General features: G+C 40.1%; 23 protein-coding genes and 1 other annotated feature. Of the genes, 19 read left to right on the top strand and 4 right to left on the bottom strand.

Annotated features, from left to right (window positions below):
* Window positions 1-8: 8 nt before the first annotated feature.
* The 10 genes from pilM to IC619_RS01835 all read left to right on the top strand — a co-directional run bounded on the left by pilM (window position 9) and on the right by IC619_RS01835 (window position 8,556).
* Window positions 9-1,007: a type IV pilus biogenesis protein PilM gene (gene pilM / locus IC619_RS01880; protein ID WP_191138418.1), complete on the top strand. Its 999-nt coding sequence runs from the start codon at window positions 9-11 to the stop codon at window positions 1,005-1,007.
* The gene (locus tag IC619_RS01875; protein WP_191138417.1) at window positions 1,004-1,564 is read left to right on the top strand and encodes a hypothetical protein; all 561 of its coding nucleotides are present in this window, start codon (window positions 1,004-1,006) and stop codon (window positions 1,562-1,564) included. The genes pilM and IC619_RS01875 overlap by 4 nt, the downstream gene beginning before the upstream one ends.
* Window positions 1,561-2,487 (top strand): hypothetical protein, encoded by a 927-nt coding sequence (locus tag IC619_RS01870; RefSeq protein ID WP_191138416.1) that lies wholly within the window; start codon window positions 1,561-1,563, stop codon window positions 2,485-2,487. The genes IC619_RS01875 and IC619_RS01870 overlap by 4 nt, the downstream gene beginning before the upstream one ends.
* 143 nt (window positions 2,488-2,630) lie before the next feature.
* Entirely contained in the window at window positions 2,631-3,623 is a 993-nt protein-coding gene (locus tag IC619_RS01865; protein ID WP_191138415.1) for an SPOR domain-containing protein, read from the top strand.
* Window positions 3,624-3,827: 204 nt separating this feature from the next.
* Window positions 3,828-4,439, top strand: a complete 612-nt coding sequence (locus IC619_RS01860) for a Maf family protein (protein ID WP_347239746.1) — start codon at window positions 3,828-3,830, stop codon at window positions 4,437-4,439.
* A 65-nt stretch (window positions 4,440-4,504) separates the two neighbouring features.
* Window positions 4,505-5,203 carry a RadC family protein gene (gene radC, locus IC619_RS01855; protein WP_191138414.1) on the top strand — a complete coding sequence of 233 codons (699 nt, stop codon included), beginning with the start codon at window positions 4,505-4,507 and terminating at the stop codon, window positions 5,201-5,203.
* A gap of 66 nt (window positions 5,204-5,269) precedes the next feature.
* Window positions 5,270-5,950 carry a septum site-determining protein MinC gene (locus IC619_RS01850; protein WP_191138413.1) on the top strand — a complete coding sequence of 227 codons (681 nt, stop codon included), beginning with the start codon at window positions 5,270-5,272 and terminating at the stop codon, window positions 5,948-5,950.
* An 18-nt stretch (window positions 5,951-5,968) separates the two neighbouring features.
* Window positions 5,969-6,763: a septum site-determining protein MinD gene (gene minD, locus IC619_RS01845; RefSeq protein ID WP_191138412.1), complete on the top strand. Its 795-nt coding sequence runs from the start codon at window positions 5,969-5,971 to the stop codon at window positions 6,761-6,763.
* Between the two features lie 142 nt (window positions 6,764-6,905).
* Window positions 6,906-7,694 carry a M23 family metallopeptidase gene (locus IC619_RS01840; RefSeq protein WP_249669698.1) on the top strand — a complete coding sequence of 263 codons (789 nt, stop codon included), beginning with the start codon at window positions 6,906-6,908 and terminating at the stop codon, window positions 7,692-7,694.
* Window positions 7,687-8,556, top strand: coding sequence for a M50 family metallopeptidase (locus IC619_RS01835; RefSeq protein WP_191138410.1), 870 nt, complete (start codon window positions 7,687-7,689; stop codon window positions 8,554-8,556). The genes IC619_RS01840 and IC619_RS01835 overlap by 8 nt, the downstream gene beginning before the upstream one ends.
* A gap of 41 nt (window positions 8,557-8,597) precedes the next feature.
* Here the strand turns inward: IC619_RS01835 and splB are convergent, their stop codons facing one another.
* Both splB and pdxR read right to left on the bottom strand, forming a co-directional pair.
* On the bottom strand, window positions 8,598-9,620 hold the full coding sequence (gene splB, locus IC619_RS01830) for a spore photoproduct lyase (protein ID WP_191138409.1): 1,023 nt from the start codon (window positions 9,618-9,620) through the stop codon (window positions 8,598-8,600).
* A 58-nt stretch (window positions 9,621-9,678) separates the two neighbouring features.
* The gene (gene pdxR / locus IC619_RS01825) at window positions 9,679-11,154 is read right to left on the bottom strand and encodes a MocR-like pyridoxine biosynthesis transcription factor PdxR (protein ID WP_191138408.1); all 1,476 of its coding nucleotides are present in this window, start codon (window positions 11,152-11,154) and stop codon (window positions 9,679-9,681) included.
* Window positions 11,155-11,254: 100 nt separating this feature from the next.
* Between pdxR and IC619_RS01820 the strand changes: the two genes are divergently transcribed.
* From IC619_RS01820 to obgE, 6 genes are all read left to right on the top strand, one after another.
* Window positions 11,255-12,157 carry a DMT family transporter gene (locus IC619_RS01820; protein WP_191138407.1) on the top strand — a complete coding sequence of 301 codons (903 nt, stop codon included), beginning with the start codon at window positions 11,255-11,257 and terminating at the stop codon, window positions 12,155-12,157.
* An 11-nt stretch (window positions 12,158-12,168) separates the two neighbouring features.
* Window positions 12,169-12,248, top strand: a sequence feature (ribosomal protein L21 leader region).
* A 10-nt stretch (window positions 12,249-12,258) separates the two neighbouring features.
* A complete protein-coding gene (rplU, locus tag IC619_RS01815) occupies window positions 12,259-12,570 on the top strand; it encodes a 50S ribosomal protein L21 (protein ID WP_191138406.1) in 312 nt (103 codons plus the stop codon).
* Window positions 12,571-12,900 (top strand): ribosomal-processing cysteine protease Prp, encoded by a 330-nt coding sequence (locus IC619_RS01810; protein ID WP_191138405.1) that lies wholly within the window; start codon window positions 12,571-12,573, stop codon window positions 12,898-12,900.
* Between the two features lie 32 nt (window positions 12,901-12,932).
* The gene (gene rpmA / locus IC619_RS01805) at window positions 12,933-13,241 is read left to right on the top strand and encodes a 50S ribosomal protein L27 (RefSeq protein ID WP_191138404.1); all 309 of its coding nucleotides are present in this window, start codon (window positions 12,933-12,935) and stop codon (window positions 13,239-13,241) included.
* 124 nt (window positions 13,242-13,365) lie between these two features.
* The gene (locus IC619_RS01800; protein ID WP_191138403.1) at window positions 13,366-13,932 is read left to right on the top strand and encodes a Spo0B domain-containing protein; all 567 of its coding nucleotides are present in this window, start codon (window positions 13,366-13,368) and stop codon (window positions 13,930-13,932) included.
* A 23-nt stretch (window positions 13,933-13,955) separates the two neighbouring features.
* On the top strand, window positions 13,956-15,260 hold the full coding sequence (gene obgE / locus IC619_RS01795; protein WP_191138402.1) for a GTPase ObgE: 1,305 nt from the start codon (window positions 13,956-13,958) through the stop codon (window positions 15,258-15,260).
* A 112-nt stretch (window positions 15,261-15,372) separates the two neighbouring features.
* On the opposite strand, the gene IC619_RS01790 is transcribed toward obgE, so the two are convergent.
* Entirely contained in the window at window positions 15,373-15,843 is a 471-nt protein-coding gene (locus IC619_RS01790) for a low molecular weight protein-tyrosine-phosphatase (protein ID WP_191138401.1), read from the bottom strand.
* An 83-nt stretch (window positions 15,844-15,926) separates the two neighbouring features.
* Between IC619_RS01790 and IC619_RS01785 the strand changes: the two genes are divergently transcribed.
* Together IC619_RS01785 and pheA are read left to right on the top strand one after the other, a co-directional pair.
* Window positions 15,927-16,370, top strand: coding sequence for an ACT domain-containing protein (locus tag IC619_RS01785; protein ID WP_191138400.1), 444 nt, complete (start codon window positions 15,927-15,929; stop codon window positions 16,368-16,370).
* Window positions 16,371-16,529: 159 nt separating this feature from the next.
* Window positions 16,530-17,444: a prephenate dehydratase gene (pheA, locus tag IC619_RS01780; protein ID WP_213260795.1), complete on the top strand. Its 915-nt coding sequence runs from the start codon at window positions 16,530-16,532 to the stop codon at window positions 17,442-17,444.
* Here pheA and IC619_RS01775 read toward each other — a convergent pair.
* A complete protein-coding gene (locus IC619_RS01775; protein ID WP_191138398.1) occupies window positions 17,397-18,269 on the bottom strand; it encodes a patatin-like phospholipase family protein in 873 nt (290 codons plus the stop codon). The genes pheA and IC619_RS01775 overlap by 48 nt on opposite strands.
* Window positions 18,270-18,584: 315 nt before the next feature.
* Between IC619_RS01775 and IC619_RS01770 the strand changes: the two genes are divergently transcribed.
* Complete coding sequence (locus IC619_RS01770) at window positions 18,585-19,631, top strand: YncE family protein (protein ID WP_191138397.1); 1,047 nt, start codon at window positions 18,585-18,587, stop codon at window positions 19,629-19,631.
* Window positions 19,632-19,721 lie beyond the last annotated feature (90 nt).

Here is a 19,721-nt window from a genome sequence, read left to right as displayed (position 1 = left end):
CGGTTATTATGCCGTTCTGGCGGAAACGATTAGGACTTGAATTAAATGATACACTCTTAAAATTAGTTCAAGTAAAACAAAGACACAAAAGCTTGGAAGTACAAAAAGTGGTTGCACATCCTTTTCCATCCATATGGAGTGAGGATGGCATATTTATCGAAGAAGCAGGCTTAATCGAGACGATCCGTGAGGCACTTGCAGGTCATAAGTTTGCTTCGAAGAAAGTACATGTAGCCATTCATAGTCGCCATGTCTATATTCAAAAACATCAAATTCCGATTATGAAAAAAAGAAAGCGAAAAGAGTGGATACAAGAAAATTTGATTCCCACGCTCGGGTTACCTGTACGGAATGTTACGTTTGATTGGTATGTGATCAAGCGATTAGATTTAGAAGAATTGGATGAGATTATGTTAGTCATCGCTGCGAAAGAGTATGTGAACAAATTAGTGCGTATTATAGAGAAATGCGGCTTAGAACCCATTTCGCTTGAGGTTTCAGCACTCGGTTTGCACCGCTGGCTTATGCATCAAACCAAGGATCTCTCCAATCATTATCTCTCGATTCATGTGGCTTTAAATGGCGTAGAGCTTTCTTGTTTCAAGGATGGAGAACTACAAGATGTTTCATTTGTAGCATTAGAAGCTCCCTCATTTCGCCATCATTTCGATCAGCCTCCCCGTGATCCATTAGAACCCATCATGAAAGATGAAAGTGAAATAGAAGCATATGGGAAACAATTGCTTGAAGAAATGGGCCCAATTCTTTCGATTTGGCAAAAAATTTTGCAATGGGAACCTACACAATGGGTGCTCACGGGAGATGCAATTGATTTAAAACAGATGCAATCCTATCTAGAAACACAAGTAGGTGGGAAAGAAATGGTGATAGGACCTGCAAATCGATCTGTATTATCACAAACAGTGAAAGAGCAAGCTTCTCAATGGCTAGGAAATGCTTTTTCTGTACCTATTGGTCTGTTGCTAAAGGAGCGATCAGATAAATGAAAATTAATCTGATGCCTCCAATATCACCTGTTCGCCGCTACTATTCATGGTGGATCGGGCTGATCATTCTGCTTTTTAGTCTGCTTTTGTTAGCATGCGGCTACTTATATTATCAACAACTCAAAGAAATGAAAAGCATCAATCAGCAACTTAATGCATTAAAATCAGAAAGAGATCAGGCAAAACCTCTAGAAAATGAATATATGGCATCTAAAAAAACAAACCAAGCGGTTTTAGATTATCAAGCGACAGCTGAACGCATGCGTTCACAAAATGCGGAATGGGATATTGCACTATCCACGATTGAGTCCGCATCAACACCCGAAAGCCGATTGTTTGAAATTGATGTACAAGGTGATCAATTTTATGGTGTCGCTGCCTTTCATTCAATAGCAGGGATTCAATCTTTTGAAAATAATATGAAGAACAATAAACGAATCAAAGGGTTTACGATCGACAATATCGTGGAAGCATCTCAGCTACAAGAATTAAAAATTACGCCTGATACAGCTAAAGTTGTACAGTTTCATTTCGTGTTTAAGGAGGCGGGGAGTTGAAGCTTAAATCTCCACTCTGGTATAAAACAAACAAATTCCTCATGATTATCCTTTTACTGGGATTGATCGCTATCGGATGTGGTCCTGGCTACTTACTTTATCAAAACAATGAAAAGTTGGCCCTATTACGAAAAGAAAAAAGGGGAACTGATCAATTGCTCCAAGATTATCATGGAGGCAAATTTAGTGAAAAAGTAAGACCTACAGAGGACGAATTGGAGCAACTACAATTGAAGTTGCCGGATCAATTAAATATGGCAAATGCTTTAAAGCAGATAGAAGAACGAGCAACTTCAGCAGGAATTAGTTGGAAATCTGCGTATTTTGCAAATAAATTGGACGAGCTGGATCAGATGTCGCAACAGTTAGACCCACAAAAAGAAAACGAAAACAAGGAAGAAATAGGCGCAACAAAAGTCTTGAGTCGAATACAAGAGAAACCGACTTCTGCAAAGTATACGCAGCCGCAATTATCTTCTCCCTATTTAAAGCTGGTATGGGCAGATCTTTACTTTGTAGCTGATACTGCGGAATTAAAATCTTTTTTTGATCAAATTCGAGAATCTGCATCTACTTTTGTGATCGTTGAATGGGAGCATCAAGTGACAGATATCCAAGGTGGAGACGGAAATACACGTGTTCGTATTGGGTTTTATTCTTACTTAAATCCCAAATTGAAGATATCTTCTCCAGGTGATATACCATCCATTCCTACATCAGATGAATCCATTCAAATCATACCGCCAAGTAAAGAAAAAGAAGATCAGAAAGAGGCAGTGGATGATTTGAAGGATGATTTGAATCAAGAGAACACGAAAGAAAAAGAAGAAGAAAAGTCACAATCTGAATCAGATACGCCTGAAGCCAATGATGACCCTGATGATGAAGAGAATGTCGGTACTCCGACAACACCAGCGTCATAATGAACACTTAAAAAGTAATCTCCAAGCTAGTAAATCTAGCTTGGAGATTACTTTTTTACGAAAAGATTCTAGTAATTCCGTGTTCTATCTAATCTGCATCGACATATCCATATATTATAAGAATGCTAAAGGACGTGGTTGTAATGGCAGATATTAAAATTGTAATGAAAACAAAGAATCAGTTAAAAGAGAGTCATAATGGGAATAGCCAAGAAAAGAAGCCGAAACTTGCTGCAAGTAAGAAAGCCATTTCCAAAGAAAAACGTCCGTCGCATGATTCTCCTAATCGGATTGAATGGGGAGCTGAGAGTAATCCTTTTCATCAGAAGAAAAATCAAGCTAGTCGTAAGACCGCTTTTAAACAACTTATGCTATCGATTATAGGAGCCTTACTAATCGGTACCATCATGGGCTTCTCCGTTCTGAAACTTTTTTTTTCTGATCGAACGGGATCATCTGTTACGATAGATACGCACTTACCTCAAACCACGACAAAACAAATTGCTTCAAAAAATATTGTATGGCCTTCTCTAAATGCTGTGCTTTTACAAGCAGGGAGCTTTTCTGAAAAAGAGGGTGCAGAAAAAATGCTACAAATTTATAAGCAAAAAGGGGTACAAGCGGTTATGTCCAAGCAGGCCCCTTATCGCATTTACTTAGGTATTGCGCCTGATCGGGAGCAAGCACTTCTATTATCCAACTCGTATCAAGCAAAAGGTATCCAAGTATATATGAAAACATTAAACACGCCTTCAAAACAGATGGAGGTGCCCCATATAGACACGGAATTAAATACCGAGGGAATCAAAAATGGGCTAGAGCTGTTTCATCAGTTGAGTACAGCTTCTACATCTTTTTTTAAGCCAGGAACAAATCAACGTGAAACGTTTACCCATGACGGAGAATGGAATAAGATGCATCAATCCTTTTTGACAACCATGAATCAAATGAAGCCCAATATTTCTAGCAATATGAAGCCGTTATTGGAAGAAATGATTCGTGCATTTGATCAAGTCATGCTAGATGTGAAGGAAGCACAAAAAAAACCTTCGGCGGAAATGACAGCCAAGTTACAGGAAAGTTTAATCTACTATGCACTTTCTTATGAAAGCTTGATCAACCAAATACACAATTAAAATCAGATGTTGGAGAGGACTTTATTCACTTGTTCTCTCTTTTTTTGTATCATTCGATTGCGAGTCGATGTGAAAAAACCATACAATGTTATTTGTAGTATCAGTTGAATGATTTAGGATTGTATCGCTTCTTCAAAAAATGAAAGGCGTACATATGTACGGATACTATTTTTTGCGATAAAATAGAAGAAAGAGGGAATAAATGTGAATCTAGAAATGGTTTTAGCATCAGGTTCGCCACGTAGAAAAGAATTATTAAACAATATCGGACTTATGTTTCGTGTCCAAACCAGTGAAATTGATGAGCATATTGATGCTCATGCCTCCCCCCAAGACAACGTAATGAAGCTGGCTTTGCAAAAAGCCACTGCAGTAGCAAACTCATGTGATGACGCAATCGTTATCGGTGCAGATACGGTGGTGGTATTAGAAGGTCAGATTTTAGGAAAGCCGTCTGATACAAAAGAAGCTGTTGAGATGCTACAAAGCTTGCAAGGAAGAGTACATGAAGTTTTTACAGGTATCGCGCTAGTAGAAGTGCGAGCAGGAAACATATATCGGACACAGGAGCGTGCTCGCTGTACCCGCGTTTGGATGAAACCGCTTGATCGTGATCGTATGGAGTGGTATGTAGGAACTGGTGATCCTATGGATAAAGCTGGTGCATATGGCATTCAAGGGATCGGTAGTATCCTGGTCGATCAAATCGAAGGTTGCTTTTTTAATGTCATGGGCTTATCCGTGTCTCTGATCGATGAGATGTTTAAGAATTGGGGCATACAAGTGGGAACAAAAATTCGTTCACAAGGTGTTTGAGAAGCAGTTACACCCATTGAGCATAAACAGCAGAGACCGAGTGGATGAGCTGAGGAGGCTGTCCAATGTCTAAGTACCTATTATTAAAAGATATCCCCTCAGAAGAAAGACCGAGGGAACGCTTTATCAAATATGGTCCTGATCAAGTAACCAATGCAGAATTAATTGCCTTATTATTACGAACGGGTCGTTCAGGTGAATCGGTGTTAGCACTTGCTCAACGTGTATTAAGTGAAGTTGGTGGATTACAACAACTCGTTCATACGACATGGGAAGAGTTAATTCAAATTAATGGCATTGGACCAGCTAAGGCGATTCAGCTTACATCAGGTGTGGAGCTTGGTCGACGGATTTCCAGAGCCCTTCCGCTCGAACGAGATACGATTCGATCTCCGGAAGATGCGGCCTTACTCGTTATGGAAGAATTACGATTTGAACAACAGGAGCATTTTATCTGTCTATTCCTCAATACGAAATATAAGGTCATCAAAAATAAATGTATATTTAAAGGCACACTTAATGCTTCTGTCGTTCATCCTCGTGAAATATTTCATGAAGCGATACGCACCAGTAGTGCTGCGCTCATCTGTGTCCATAATCATCCTAGCGGTGATCCAACTCCCAGTAGAGAAGATTTAAAAGTGACAGAGCGTCTGGTTTTAGCTGGCCAAGTAATGGGCATTGAAGTGATCGATCATATTATCATTGGTGACCAAGTGTTTTATAGTATGAAAGAAAAAGGTATTATCTTTGACTCTAAATGAAAGTTTGGGAGAAGGAAATTACAGGATAGAAGCGAAATACTTAAGATAAGTCGGGGTGACGGGAGTATGGAAAAATTGCTGAAAGCGGGCGTAACCATTAAAGGAACGAAGGAAGGTCTTCTTTTTTTTCTTGATGATACACGCCCATTTGATGAAGTTATGGTGGAATTGTCGGACAAGCTGACGAATCAAAGTCATGCCCATATGTGGGATGGGCCACTTATGAACGTAATCATCAAGTTAGGAAAGAGACGAATTACCGCAGTTGAAGAGAATGAAATTCGCACCATTTTCACATCTCATGAAAACTTGGTCATACATGCTTTTGAATCTGAGGATATGCCATATTTACTTGAGCTGACTCCTTCTTTACAAGTGAGATCTGGCACCGTGCGTTCTGGTCAAGTTTTGACCCATCAAGGGGATTTGCTTTTTATGGGAGATATAAACCCAGGTGGTGCCATTCATTCTACCGGTAGTATCTATGTGATGGGGGCTTTACGTGGTTTAGCACATGCAGGCTCAAATGGCGATGTTTCATCTATAATCGCGGCATCCTTACTACGTCCTACACAACTCCGGATTGCGGATACCATTTCACGTCCACCAGATCAATGGAATGATAAAGATATTGGCATGCGGTTTGCATTCTTAGAGAAAAAGCAAATTATGGTAGAGCGAATGAGTTATTTAAGTAGGATTAGACCAGAGAAAGATTGGAAGGAAAATGGACATCTCCACAGATAAGAGAAAGGAGAGACTAACTTGGGCGAAAGTATTGTCATCACATCTGGAAAAGGAGGTGTAGGCAAAACGACCACCTCTGCAAACCTTGCCACGGCACTTGCGTTAACCGGAAAAAAAGTTTGTGTAATCGATACGGATATTGGTCTGCGTAATCTAGATGTTTTAATGGGACTAGAAAATCGTATCATATATGATATTATAGACGTCTTAGAAGAACGCTGTCAGGTAAAGCAAGCTTTGATTCGAGATAAAAGATGTAAGGAATTGTATCTATTGCCAGCTGCGCAAACGAAAGACAAATCAGCACTTCGACCTGAGCATATTCGAGATCTGACTACAGATTTAAAAGAAACATTTGACTATGTTGTGATTGATTGTCCAGCGGGAATTGAACTTGGATTTCAATATGCTGTGGCGGGTGCTGATCAAGCTATTGTTGTAACTACACCTGAGAATACAGCTATTCGAGATGCTGATCGGGTCATTGGGCTATTGGAAAAAGAAAATATCGGATCTCCTAAACTAGTCATTAATCGCTATCGAAAACATATGACTAAAGATGGTAGCATGATGGATATAGATGAAATTGTGTCTGTGTTGTCGATTGATTTATTAGGTATTGTACCAGATGATGAGCAAGTGATTCGAGCTGGCAACTTAGGAGAGCCGATTGTTTTTGAAAGTAGAAATCTATGTGGAAAAGCATATCGCAACATTGCCAAACGTATACAAGGTGAGATGGTCCCCTTATTAGCACTTGATAAAGAGATTAAAACGATTACGAAAGTAAAAAGATGGTTTGGTTTTTCATAAGTTACAGCATATTAGTGGTGTACACGACGGTAAATCATACATACTAGCAGCAAAATTAACCGCTACCTTGTAGTGGTTTTTTTGCATAATCAAAAATGGACATGCATAGTATGCAATAAAAGTATGGATGAACTGGGTGAAGATGATGTCATTAGAGAGATGGAACCAAAATGTCAAAAAAAGACGTGAACAAAAAGTACAATTTCTCAAACAGGGTAAAGAACGTGAGAAAATGGCACTTCCGCCTCCTATTAAACCGCATGAATTAGACTTCTATCACATGTCACCTGATGTTGAACCGTGGAATCAACCCTACGTTGGAGCGAAGCATCCGATCAAAAGAAAGTCTAACTGGTTTAAGACGCAACTGTTGATTTCGGCGCTTTTATTTGTGGTTACGTTGCTGATATTTCAAGCGCATACCCCTATTTTAAAGCCAGCTGAGCGATTTATGACACAAGCATTTACACGAGAATTTAACTTTGCTGGTATGTCAGCACAATACGAAAAATATATAGGAGAAGCACCTGCAATTCTGCCTGCATTTCAAAAAGACAAGGAAGATAAGGAACAAGTGATCACGTGGAGTGCTCCCGTAAAAGGAACAGTTGGTCTACCGTTCGATGAAAAACGGAAAGGCTTGGTGCTCTACACAACCGATGGTGCACCTGTGCATGCAGCTGCCGAAGGATTAGTCGTTTTTGTTGGAAACAAAGAGGGTCTGGGGAACCTTGTAAAAGTTCAACATATGAGTGGTGTGGTCACATGGTATGGATTACTGGATGACATTCAGGTTAAACAGAAAGATTGGGTTAAGCGTGGAGATGTAATCGGAAGTGCTGTCCGTTCAGATCAGAAATCTATGGTGTATTTGGCTGTAGAACACCAAGATCGGTTTATTAATCCAGTGGATGTGATGTCTTTTGAGTAAATATCCATGGCAAGGTTTTTCAGTAAAGATACATCCTTTGTTCTGGTTAGTGGTCTGTTCTGCAGTTTGGACAGGCCATTTTATTGAGTTGATGACCTTATTTGTGCTCGTTGTGATTCACGAATTGGGACATATTACAGCAGCCTGGTCCTACGGTTGGCGTATTCGGAAGATGGAAATCCTACCCTATGGTGGGGTTGCCGAAGTAGATGAGTGGGGAAATGTTTCAGCACGCGAAGAGATTGTGGTCGCGTTAGCAGGGCCTTTTCAACATGTGTGGTTAATTATCATGAGCTTACTTTTTATGTATAGCGGTCTTTGGGATCAGCAATGGACTGCCTATTTTATACAGGCCAACTTGGTCTTAATCAGCTTTAATTTACTACCCATCTACCCACTTGACGGCGGGAAAGTATTACAGGCTGTATTTAGCTATTTTCTCCCCTATCAAAAGTGTATTTTATATACCCTCTGGTTTAGTATAATCAGTGCATGTTTCATTTGGATCAGCCTATTATGGATCCTGTCTACTCCATATGCTTTTAACGGGATTGTATTAATGTCATTTTTGATATTTTCTAATATCGTGGCGTTAAAACAGAGGCGCTATCAATTTATCCGGTTTTTACTCAGTCGTTTAAATCAGAAATCCGTGTTGAAGCAGAAAAGAAAGGCGCTTACGGTATATGAAGATGATGGTTTATGGCATACGATGACGGGTTGGTATAAAGGGAAATATCATGTCATACGTATTCTCGATCCTACAGGAAATGTAGTGGGGCAGATCACCGAGGAGATGATTCTTAAGCACTACTTTGAATATGGTCATTATCATAGCGATGTCAATGAGTTGCTGTCATGATCAGCCTTAGACAAGGATTATTCTAAGGCTGATCACGATATTTACGTAAAGTAATCAATCTCTGCGTTGGGAAAATGGTGATGAATGCGTTCTTCCATATGGGATTTTAATGCATTTCTTTCTTCATCTTGATAAATATACTTCACTCTGCCATATTTGCCCCATTTTTTCTTTCGTTTTTCCTCATCCATCTCCAATTTGGTTTTGGGGTATCGTTCTTCAATGACCCGTTTTGCTGTTTTGGTGAATCGATGACTAATAAGTTCAAAATGTGGAGGAGGTAAATCAACCGGTAATGATTGCCGCAATCGAAACAATAAATCATCGTACTCCGCTTCCCATCCATCAAAAATCATGAGTGGTGCAATAATAAACCCAATGGGGTATTTACTATAAGCTACTTTTGTAGCCGCTTCGATTCGCTCATCAAGACGAGCGGTGGCCGGTTCATATTGGCGAATGACGGTATCTGCATTAATACTGAAACGAATTCGTGTATGGCCATTATGTTGGGCATCTAGTAAGCCGTCTACTGTGTGGAACTTGGTCACAAACCGTAAACGACCAAGAGGTTCTTGACCAAAAAATTCAATCGCCTGTTTGAGAGAACCCGTAATATGTTCCAATCCGACAGGATCAGAGGTACAAGCAGCTTCAAAGTGTGTAATTTCAGGCTCTCGTTCCGCAATATAATGCTTGGCAGCTGCAAATATTTCATCTAAGTTCACATAAACACGAATATAGGGACGGTTTCCCATCGTCGTTTGTAAATAGCAATAATGGCAATGTCCCATGCACCCTGTTGCCAGAGGGATGGCATATTCTGCAGAGGGCTTTGACGTTTCAAATTTTAATGTCTTACGTATACCCACAACCAAGGTTCGTTTGGCGACACGGTACTTCTCCAAATCATTTTCTCCAGGGATACCCGTCACTCGGTTATGTGAGGTGGTCATACGTACCTCAACGCGTTGTTCTTTAAACTGTTGATATAGTTTTTTCCCTAATGGATAATTTAAGGAATCTGGTTCAAAAAAGACCAAATCAGGTTGAAAAGGTTTCATCTCATCACCTCAACCATAGCTTTTCCATTATTAGTATTTTCACTCCGTTAAATTTCTCTTAGATACTCGTTTCCGTAGTGAAGGGCAGGGATGTTGATTGGATATCATGCATTACTTGACATAGCGTTCGGATGCCTTCTTCTAATTGTTGTAGCGGAAGAGAAGCAAAGGATAGACGAATATGTTTGTGATCAGAAATACTAGGATGGCAAACTGCCCCATCTAAAAGGGTGATACCTAATTGTGCTGATTGGGCAATGAGTTCTTGCGTTTGTATATTGGGCGGTAATGTGATCCAGAAACAATATCCACCAGAAGGTAAACGCCATGTTACTTCAGATGGAGCATGTTTTAATAAAAGTTGGTGCACATGGTCCCGGCGTGAGCGTAATGTTTTACGAAGTGAGGCAAAATAAGTTGTGCAAGCTTTTTCTTGTAAAAGATGATAGTAGATGCGCTGGTTGAGTAAGGGGGTACATAAATCAGACACAGCTTTAACATTTAGTAGTTTGTAAAGAATAGGTCCTTTCGCTGCCAACATACCTACGCGAAGGCCTGGTGATAAAGTTTTGCTAAAACCTTTTAAGTAAATGACATGTCCCGTTTGATCTAACAAATAGAGGGGTGGAGGTGGTGGTGATTCATAATAGATTTCATACCATGGATCATCCTCAACGATCAAACAGTGATAGATTTCGGCTATTTCGAGTAATTGTCTTCGCTTTTTTAAAGGAGAGGATACTCCTGTCGGATTTTGAGCCGTAGGTATTGTATAGATCAACTTGGGTGTGTAACGATCAAACAGCTGTATGAGCCGATCTAATTGCATGCCCTCTTCATTTAAGGAGACGGTTAAAATGGTGGCTCCCCTCGAACGAAAGGCATCAATTGCACCTGGATAGGTAGGAGATTCCATAATCACCACATCTCCAGGACCGATAAAGGTACGTGCAATTAAATCGATACCTTGTTGACTACCACTTGTAATTAAAAAATCAGAAGGAGAGCAGTGATCACCCCATTGCCTTAAATATTGTGAAATAACGACGCGCAGATCCGGGTCGCCTATTTGACTCGCATAAGATCCGATTGAGGTAGTCTCGGAAAGGGCTTGTTGGCTCGCTTGTATGATCAAATCTAGAGGAAGCTGGTCAGTATTTAATGTCGTTAGATGGAGGGGGTATGCGCCGCTCTTTTTTTGTGTCACTTGTCCGAAGGTGGAGCGCCCAATATAATCTTGAATGTCATGTTGCCAATTAAAGGGATCGTTTTCTTGCTTATTCACCTCACTTGTAATAGGGATACGAATGAAAGTTCCTTTACCGTGATGACGTTTGATAAAGCCCTTTTTCTCTAATTGTTCATATGCTTTTACGACTGTCAACAAACTTACACCGAGATTTTGCGATAAATTTCGGACAGATGGTAGTTTTTCACCATCATAATGCAAACCTGATTGGATTCGCTCAATCAGGGCTAATGTAATTTGATCAACCAAAGAAATTGAGGCGTTGCGATCTAATGTGACAAACATATTTCTACTCCTTTCAACTGTTATAGAGATTGTTTTACTGTTATAGCATCTATGTCATATAACGAATATAACACACAGTTTCGAAAGGAGTGGAAATAAAATGATGATGCGATATCTACTCATGTGTCTGATTTTTGGAACAACCTTTATGAGTATTAAGATTGGTTTAAATGGAGGGTTCCCACCTTTTTTATTTGCGGGGTTACGCTTTTTTGTCGGCGGAATTTTAGTCCTCCTATTCCTAGGGGGGTGGAAATACTTGCGGCAAGTAAAAGGGAAAATGTGGCTAGAAATGGTAGGAGGAGGAATTGGACTGACTGGACTTTGTTTTGCGGCACTTTTCTGGTCAGAACAGTATGTAAGCTCTGGTATGGCAGCGATGATTGTGGCTACAAAACCTTTATTTACCATGCTAGCAGGCATTTTACTACACAAGCAATCTTTACGAACAACAACTATTTTCGCTTTAGGTTTTGGTTTTGTCAGCGTTCTATCCATTCTATTAAGTGGTGTAACGATACTGGATACCAATGGGATCATAGGGTTACTTGCGTTGTTGTTTACAGAACTTGTTTATGCACTCACATTGATCCGATTTTCAAGCGTAACCCAATCACTCTCACCGATTACAAGTAATGGCTTACAACTCATTTTTGGAGGCGTATTTCTCCTTCTGCTGGCATCTTTGTTTGAACTTCCATTTACCCATGTCCTCACACAAGGTGCTATTTGGTCATTAATCTACTTGACGGTGTTTGGAACTTGTATTGCTTATTCGCTCTTTTTCTATTTGGTCAAGGCAACCAATCCGGTTTTTCCGACGACTTGGACCTACATTTCACCGTTAATCGCCTTAGTATTGGGTTGGCTATTTTTAGCAGAAAAAATAATGCCCTTGCAAATCGCTGGCGCAGTCGGTGTTTTAATCAGTGTTTTGATCTTACATGTTGAGCGGGTACACCTAAGTAAAACTGCTTTGACAAATGAAAGTGATTTATGCTAAGATGTTCGTTGTGGTTATTATAACCGCACATGATAGGGTGAAAGACCAACTTTAGTCGGTCTCCCTCATCATGGCGAGTCTCTATATCGAGGAGGATTGACATGTACGCATTGATCGAAACAGGCGGTAAACAGTACCGTGTAGAAAAAGATAGTGTCTTATTTATTGAAAAATTGGATGCCCAAGAAGGCGAAGCAGTTACATTCGACAAAGTATTGCTCGTAAGCCAAGATGGTGAAACTAAAGTAGGTGCACCTGTTTTAGATGGCGCTAAAGTTACGGGTAAAGTAGTTAAACATGGCAAAGCGAAAAAAATTACTGTGTTTAAATATAAACCAAAAAAGAACTACAAACGTAAAAAAGGTCATCGCCAGCCGTTTACTAAAGTCGTGATCGATAGCATCGAGGCGTAAATGATTCGGATACGTGTGAAGCGAGACCATGAGAATCGAATGGAACGGATACGCATTACTGGGCATGCCGAATATGATCAATCAGGTAAAGACATTGTCTGTGCAGCTGTCTCTGGTATTTCCATCGGGATGGTGAATGCCATTGAGCAGATGTTTGATGTGCAGGTACATGCGAGTGATGATGGCAACGGTAAGATTGATTGTCAACTTCCAGACCGATTATCCTCTGAAAAACAAGCTTCTATTCGATTATTATTAGAAGCCATGTTTTTATCGCTTCAAAATGTAGCGGATGAGTTCCCGTCTTATGTTAAAATAAGCGAGTGGTAATTTAAATTAGTGAATCGAAAGAGGTGGATATCATGCTTAAACTTAATCTTCAATGTTTCGCATCTAAAAAAGGGGTAGGTTCTACTAAAAACGGTCGTGACAGCGTATCGAAGCGTTTAGGCGTTAAGCGCGGAGATGGACAGTTTGTCTTAGCTGGCAACATTTTAGTGCGTCAACGTGGAACAAAGATTTACCCTGGCTTAAATGTGGGTAAAGGTGGAGACGACACCCTTTTTGCAACTGAAGATGGTGTCGTGCGTTTTGAGCGTCTTGGACGTAATAAAAAACGTGTTAGCATCTACCCAGTAGCACAAGCTGAGGTTGCAGCAGCTCAAGCTTAACTTGAAGCATCTGATAATGGGAAAGCCCTTTTTCTGACTGTGTGCAGGAAAAGGGCTTTTTGTATACGAATCGTAAGAATGATGATAAATGAAAGTATACCATTCTACCATTCGGAGGCTACTCATGAGCAAACCACTAACCCAAAGTACAGCAGCGGTGATTCAAGATATCTTGGCGAATCAGCGCCATGATCTCATGAATCACGTTCAAGTTTTATTGGGGTATCAAAGTATGGACAAGCCGGAGCGGATAAAGGCGTATTTACATAAACTGTGTGCGCAAGCAGAAACAGAACGAAAGCTGGCACAGTTTTCATATGCACCGCTGGCGGTCACCTTACTTTTATTAAAACAACATTATCGTCGCTGGCTGATTCATCTCTCGGTTCATGTCGCGTTGCCTTTTACGGACATTCCACTACAGAAACGTATGCTTGATGTCATTCAAACCCTACTTCCATGGTTAGAAAGGCAAGATGACGGTAACATGGGGTGGGAACAGTTAATGATAGATTTAGAATCTATTGGAGATGACATGTATATGGATGTCATCGTTCAAACAACAGGTCAGCAAGCAGTGATTTTTGATTTTTCTCCTATGGAATGGGAGAGACTAGAAACTTGTATAAGAAAACATACGGGATCCGTCAGCTTAGCTGATGAAAAAACGGTTTTAAGAATCGCTTTATGAATCGACTTAGGTAGGTGAAATAGGTGTTTATCGATAAAGTAAAAATATTTGTTAAAGGTGGCGATGGTGGCAACGGCATGGTTGCTTATCGCCGTGAGAAGTATGTTCCAAATGGGGGACCTGCAGGTGGTGACGGTGGAAAAGGAAGTGATGTGATTTTTGAAGTTGATGAAGGATTACGGACACTTATGGACTTTCGCTATCAACGCCATTTTAAAGGAGAGAGAGGCGAACATGGACGCTCAAAATCACAACATGGAAAAGCTGCGGCATCTAAAATCGTAAAAGTTCCTCCAGGTACAGTTGTACGCGATTTGGATAGTGGTGAATTAATCGCTGATTTAACGGATCAAGGACAGCGGGCAATTATTGCGAAAGGAGGTCGTGGTGGGAGAGGGAATACCCGTTTTGCAACGCCAGCGAACCCGGCACCAGATATTGCTGAAAATGGAGAGCCAGGGGTTGAGCGAGAAGTTGAATTAGAGCTAAAAGTATTAGCTGACATCGGTTTAGTCGGGTACCCGAGTGTAGGGAAATCGACACTATTATCGGTCGTATCGGCTGCCCGTCCTAAAATTGGTGCGTATCACTTTACAACGCTGGTTCCCAACTTAGGTGTGGTTCAGGTTGATGATGGACGGAGCTTTGTCATGGCTGACTTACCAGGATTGATCGAAGGTGCACATGAAGGTGTGGGTCTAGGACATCAATTTTTGCGTCATATTGAGCGTACGAAAGTATTGGTGCATGTGATTGATATGGCTGGTTCAGAAGGACGCGACCCTGTACAAGATTGGGAGCAGATTAATGAAGAGATTAAACGATATCGTCATGATCTCGAGCACCGTCCACAAATTGTAGCAGCTAACAAAATGGATTTACCAGATGCAGAAGATCATTTGGCGCTTTTTAAAGCACATGTAGGTCCAGATATTCCTGTCTTTCCTATATCCGCTGCGACTCATCAAGGTGTTAAGGAATTACTTTATGCAGTAGCAGATCGGCTAGATCAAGCCGAGAAAGAAGGAATCGTGACGATTGTTTCAGAACAAGCTGTGTTACCGGAACATAAAACGTATAAGAGTGAGGAAGAGAAGCCGTTTACAATACGTAAGGAGAATGAAGAATACATTGTAGAAGGGCGACGCATTGAAAAGTTAATTTTAATGACAAACTTTAACTACCATGATAGTATTCTTCGTTTCGCCAATACCATCAAGCAGATGGGGGTTGAAGATGCACTGAGACAACGTGGTGCTAAAGAAGGGGATACGATTCGAATTGGTGATCTAGAGTTTGAGCTGACCGATTCAATTGATTTTTCTTAAAGTGGAGAGTGGGAGCTGTAAAATGGCTCCCACTTTTGTCTTACAAATGATTTGTGTTGCGTTAGATGTGCTGATTTGTAAGAATTTTTTATTCGACCGTCGTGTATTTTGATTAATCGATAGGGTTGTTTTTGCGAATATGCGCGAGTAGGCCAGTGCAGCCTTGTGTGACAAGCGAATAGGTCTCTTCAAAATCACCGGTATACCAAGGGTCTGGTACCTCACGATAAGAGGTGTCGGGAATAAAATCGACTAGATGATGAATGGAAGAGGTTGCTCCAGAAGCGAGTTGGGTAACGTTTTCAAAATTAGAATGGTCCATGACGACGATATAAGTAAAATTTTTAAGATCATCTGGATGGATTTGTCGTGCATAAATGCCATCTACTGAAATCCCCTCAGCGCGTAATTTTTTTTGTGTCCCTTCATGTGGCGGTTGACCCACATGCCAGTCTCCAGTACCAGCTGAATCCGTTTTAATATGAGAGGTTAAATGTGCCAGCTGTAATTGGTTGCGAAAAACAGCTTCGGCCATAGGGGAACGACAGATATTACCTAGACAGACAAAGAGAACTGAAATCATGATTGAAACTCCTTCCAAAATAATAGATGTCGATGATCGACACTATTCATCATAACCTAATTGAGTAGAAGGGAGAAATTGAGATGTCTAATGATCCACTTGTACTTGTGAAAAAAAGTTGTTTACCGGACGTGATGCAAAAAACGCTGGAAGTGAAACGACTGCTAGCAATGGGGCTCATTTCTACTGTGCAGGAAGGTGTTGACCAAGTAGAAATGAGCCGTAGTTCATTCTACAAATATAAAGATCATATTTTTCCTTTTGATGAATTGGTGAAAGAAAAAATGATTAATTTATCCTTAACACTGGAAAATCAACCAGGCGTTTTATCTCAGATTTTAGGATATCTAGCAGAAAATGGTGTCAATGTACTTACGATTCATCAAACGATTCCCTTACAAGGTGAAGCAAATGTTTCAATATCCATTGAGATTGGGCAGATGAAGATGAGTTTAAATCAAGTGATAGGTGGTTTAAGGGCCTTACCCGGACTGATACGCGTAACCATTATAGGAACAGGATCGTGATCACTGCATAAGGTATCATCATATTAATTGTAAAGAAAAACCACCTAAAGTATCATCATTTTAATTGCATAGAAAAGAAATGTAAGGTATTATCATTCTAATTAAGTATAGAACATGCATAAATGATTCATTTTTATTATTGCATAGAGAAGAGAGGAAATGAAGTTGAGCAGAGCTGACGTGATTGCATATTTAGGACCGGAGGGAACCTTTACACATCAAGTTGCAAATATTTTATTCCCTCACCATCACAGTATGCCATTTTCAAATATCCCGGATACCATTCAAGCAATCACTTCGAATGAAGAAATAAGTTATGCCGTTGTGCCGATTGAAAATGGTATTGAAGGAACTGTACATGTCACGATGGATTGGCTCATTCACCACGTTCATGTACCCATACAGGGAGAATTCATCTTTCCAATTCATCATGCATTGCTTGTACATCCAAGCTACTCCAATCTTCCGCTTACATCATTTACGAAAGTACTTTCACATCCACAAGCACTTGCGCAGTGTAGACATTTCATTAGAGATCATTTATCTCATGCTGAAATGGTATATACCGAAAGCACAGCACATGCAGCGATGCAAATTGGACAACAGCCAGAGGAAGCATGGCTGGCGATTGGAACGGCAGATGCTGCTAGACTCAACCAACTGAGCGTCTACAAACAAGGTATTGAGGACTATGAAAATAATCATACCCGGTTTATGGTCATTGGGGATCGTCCAGTCAATTGGCATGCAACAAACCAAAATGAGAAATTAAGCATGCTTCTGACATTGCCTGCAGACTATCCTGGAGCGTTAGCACTAATCTTAGCTCTTTTTTCACGGAAAAACCTCAACCTTTGCTATATACAATCGAGACCAACTAAAACGGGTCTTGGAAATTATTTTTTTTGGATTGACTGCGAGTTACCTGCAGATGCTACTGATTGGATACAAGTAATCACAGAAATTAAGGATTTACAATGCGATGTTCGCATCTTGGGCGCATATCCCAGTCGGATTTACGACCAACTAATGAAAAGTGGAGACGGGCATTTGATCATGAAGCCAATTAGCTAACTGGCTAAATTGCTGTTTGGCGTCGTGATAGCCCATTTCATACAGGGAAGTTAGCTTTTGTCGTTGATTATGAATACTACTAAGGGAAATATGTACACTCGGTCGAATGATAAAGGCTTTTTGTTGTTGCTCTAATTGTTGAATGCGCTTTATGTTTTTTAAAAATTTCTCATGATGGTCAATGAGGGCTTGTACAAGCTCTGGATACTGTGCATAAAAAAAAGATAGAAACCAGCGATTGATAAGAGGTCGTTTGAGATATTCAAATTGGCTAGTTAGTACAATCACATGAAACTCATTTCCATCGATCAGCGATTTTTCGATGGGAATGGGTTCTGCAATGCCACCATCCAATAACTTCCTTCCTTCATACTCGACGATGGGTGTAATAATCGGTAAACTACAAGATGCTTTTACGACTTGAAAAATTTGCTTACATTGTCTATGGTTGAAAAATAATGACTTACCCGTTTCACAGTCGGTTGTACCTACCCATAACTGTTCTTTTGCATTAAAAAGTGTGTCAAAATCAAGCGGATCAATTTTGGTTGGAATTTCTTCGAAAATGAAGTCCATGTGAAATACACTTTTCTTGGTGAACCATCGCATTAAACTGACTGACTTACTACTTTGCAGATGATCGAGGTACATTCTTCTTCCAAACCCAGGTTGCCTAGATAAATAAGCCGCAGCATTACAAGCACCAGCGGATACCGCGACCACATATGGAAAAAAGAGTTGATTCTCCATAAAGAAATCAAGCACTCCGGACGTATATACGCCTCTCATTCCACCGCCTTGCAAGATTAATCCCACATTTTGCATAGACCCCACCCTATCCAGTTCTTAATAGGATTAGCATGAGGTTTTCGGCTGAAAATATGCAAGCGAATCCTAGGATTCAATTGCATATTTTTTTAGGAGAACGATCGCTTTAAGATATTTTTGATATAAGTTCGTTCATATCGTTTTTGCAGTTTGGTCAACCAAACGATAGAACAAATCGGATAAGATTATACTGAAAATGGATAGGAATGAGGATGAACCTTCTAAACAAGACTTACTGGCTCATGCATACTTTTAATTCACTTGACATATATTTTTCTATTCAAGTTTCTTATTCGGTAAAGGAGAATAGAAATGGGCTATGTTTATGTGTTAAGTGCTACCAATAGGCAAGTTTCAGTGATCGACACAAAAACACACGCGCTTATTGCCGTAAACCAAGTAACAAATGCGGGGGATGGAAACGGTATTGTAGTTACGCCAAACGGACAATTCGTATATATAGTGAGTTTTTTGCTTTTTACTCCTTTTAGCAATGTAGCTGTATTTGACACGAAAACCCATTCACGGATTGCTAACATCCGCATTCCTGTAGGAAATGGAATTAATGTTAACAACAAAAATCTGATTGCAGTAACTCCGGATGGAAGATATGTGTATATTGTAGTACGGAGTATAAACACCCTAGTGGCTGTGATATGTACCAAGACTCATGATTTGATCGGCACGCTCTTGTTTGGTGGTGATGCTCAAGAAATTAGAATTTCTCCAAATAGTCAATTTGCATACATTGCTACCTCAAGTCCCAATCAAGTGATAACGATCGATATCAAGACGAATAAAGTAATTAATATTTTATCAAAAAGCAATATTGCTGCTAATCGACTAGCTCTTACCCCAGATGGGCAATCTCTATACATAAGCCTCTTCACCAATGAAGTATTGGTGATTGATTCCAAAACATATGCGCTTATATCGAAATTAAACGTGACAGAACCATTTCTCTTCGCTTTCACGTCAGATAGCCGATATGCATATATCACTTCACGAAACGGAGAAGTGACTGTAGTTGACGTTAAATCAAATACGATTATGGGTAAGTTCAATTTAGGAAGTGGATCTTTGCGATTAGCTGTTAGCCCACAAAATAAATGGGTTTATATACTGGAGAGTATGCATGGCCGGGTATACGCTATTGAGACAAAATCAAATCGTGTCGTTGCGACGATTTCAGTACCCAGTCCAATCGATCTTAGGATAACACCGGATAGCCAGTATGTTTATACAATTAGTAATGATGCTGGTTCTGGAGCTGTGTATACAATTGATACGAAAACAAATCGGATTGTTGCTAAAACCTTAATTAATAGTAACCCTAGAGTTATTGCGATTACACCATGAAAACAATATGAATACCTGACGAAACTGCGGAGATGATTTGCAAGGTTTTCTGCTGCTTAGCAATTAAACATAAGACGTTGTTTGATCTAT

This window comes from Polycladospora coralii (genome assembly GCF_014773435.2).
Classification (GTDB): Bacteria; Bacillota; Bacilli; order Thermoactinomycetales; family Thermoactinomycetaceae; genus Polycladospora; species Polycladospora coralii.
This window is presented reverse-complemented; position numbering and strand designations above follow the sequence as displayed.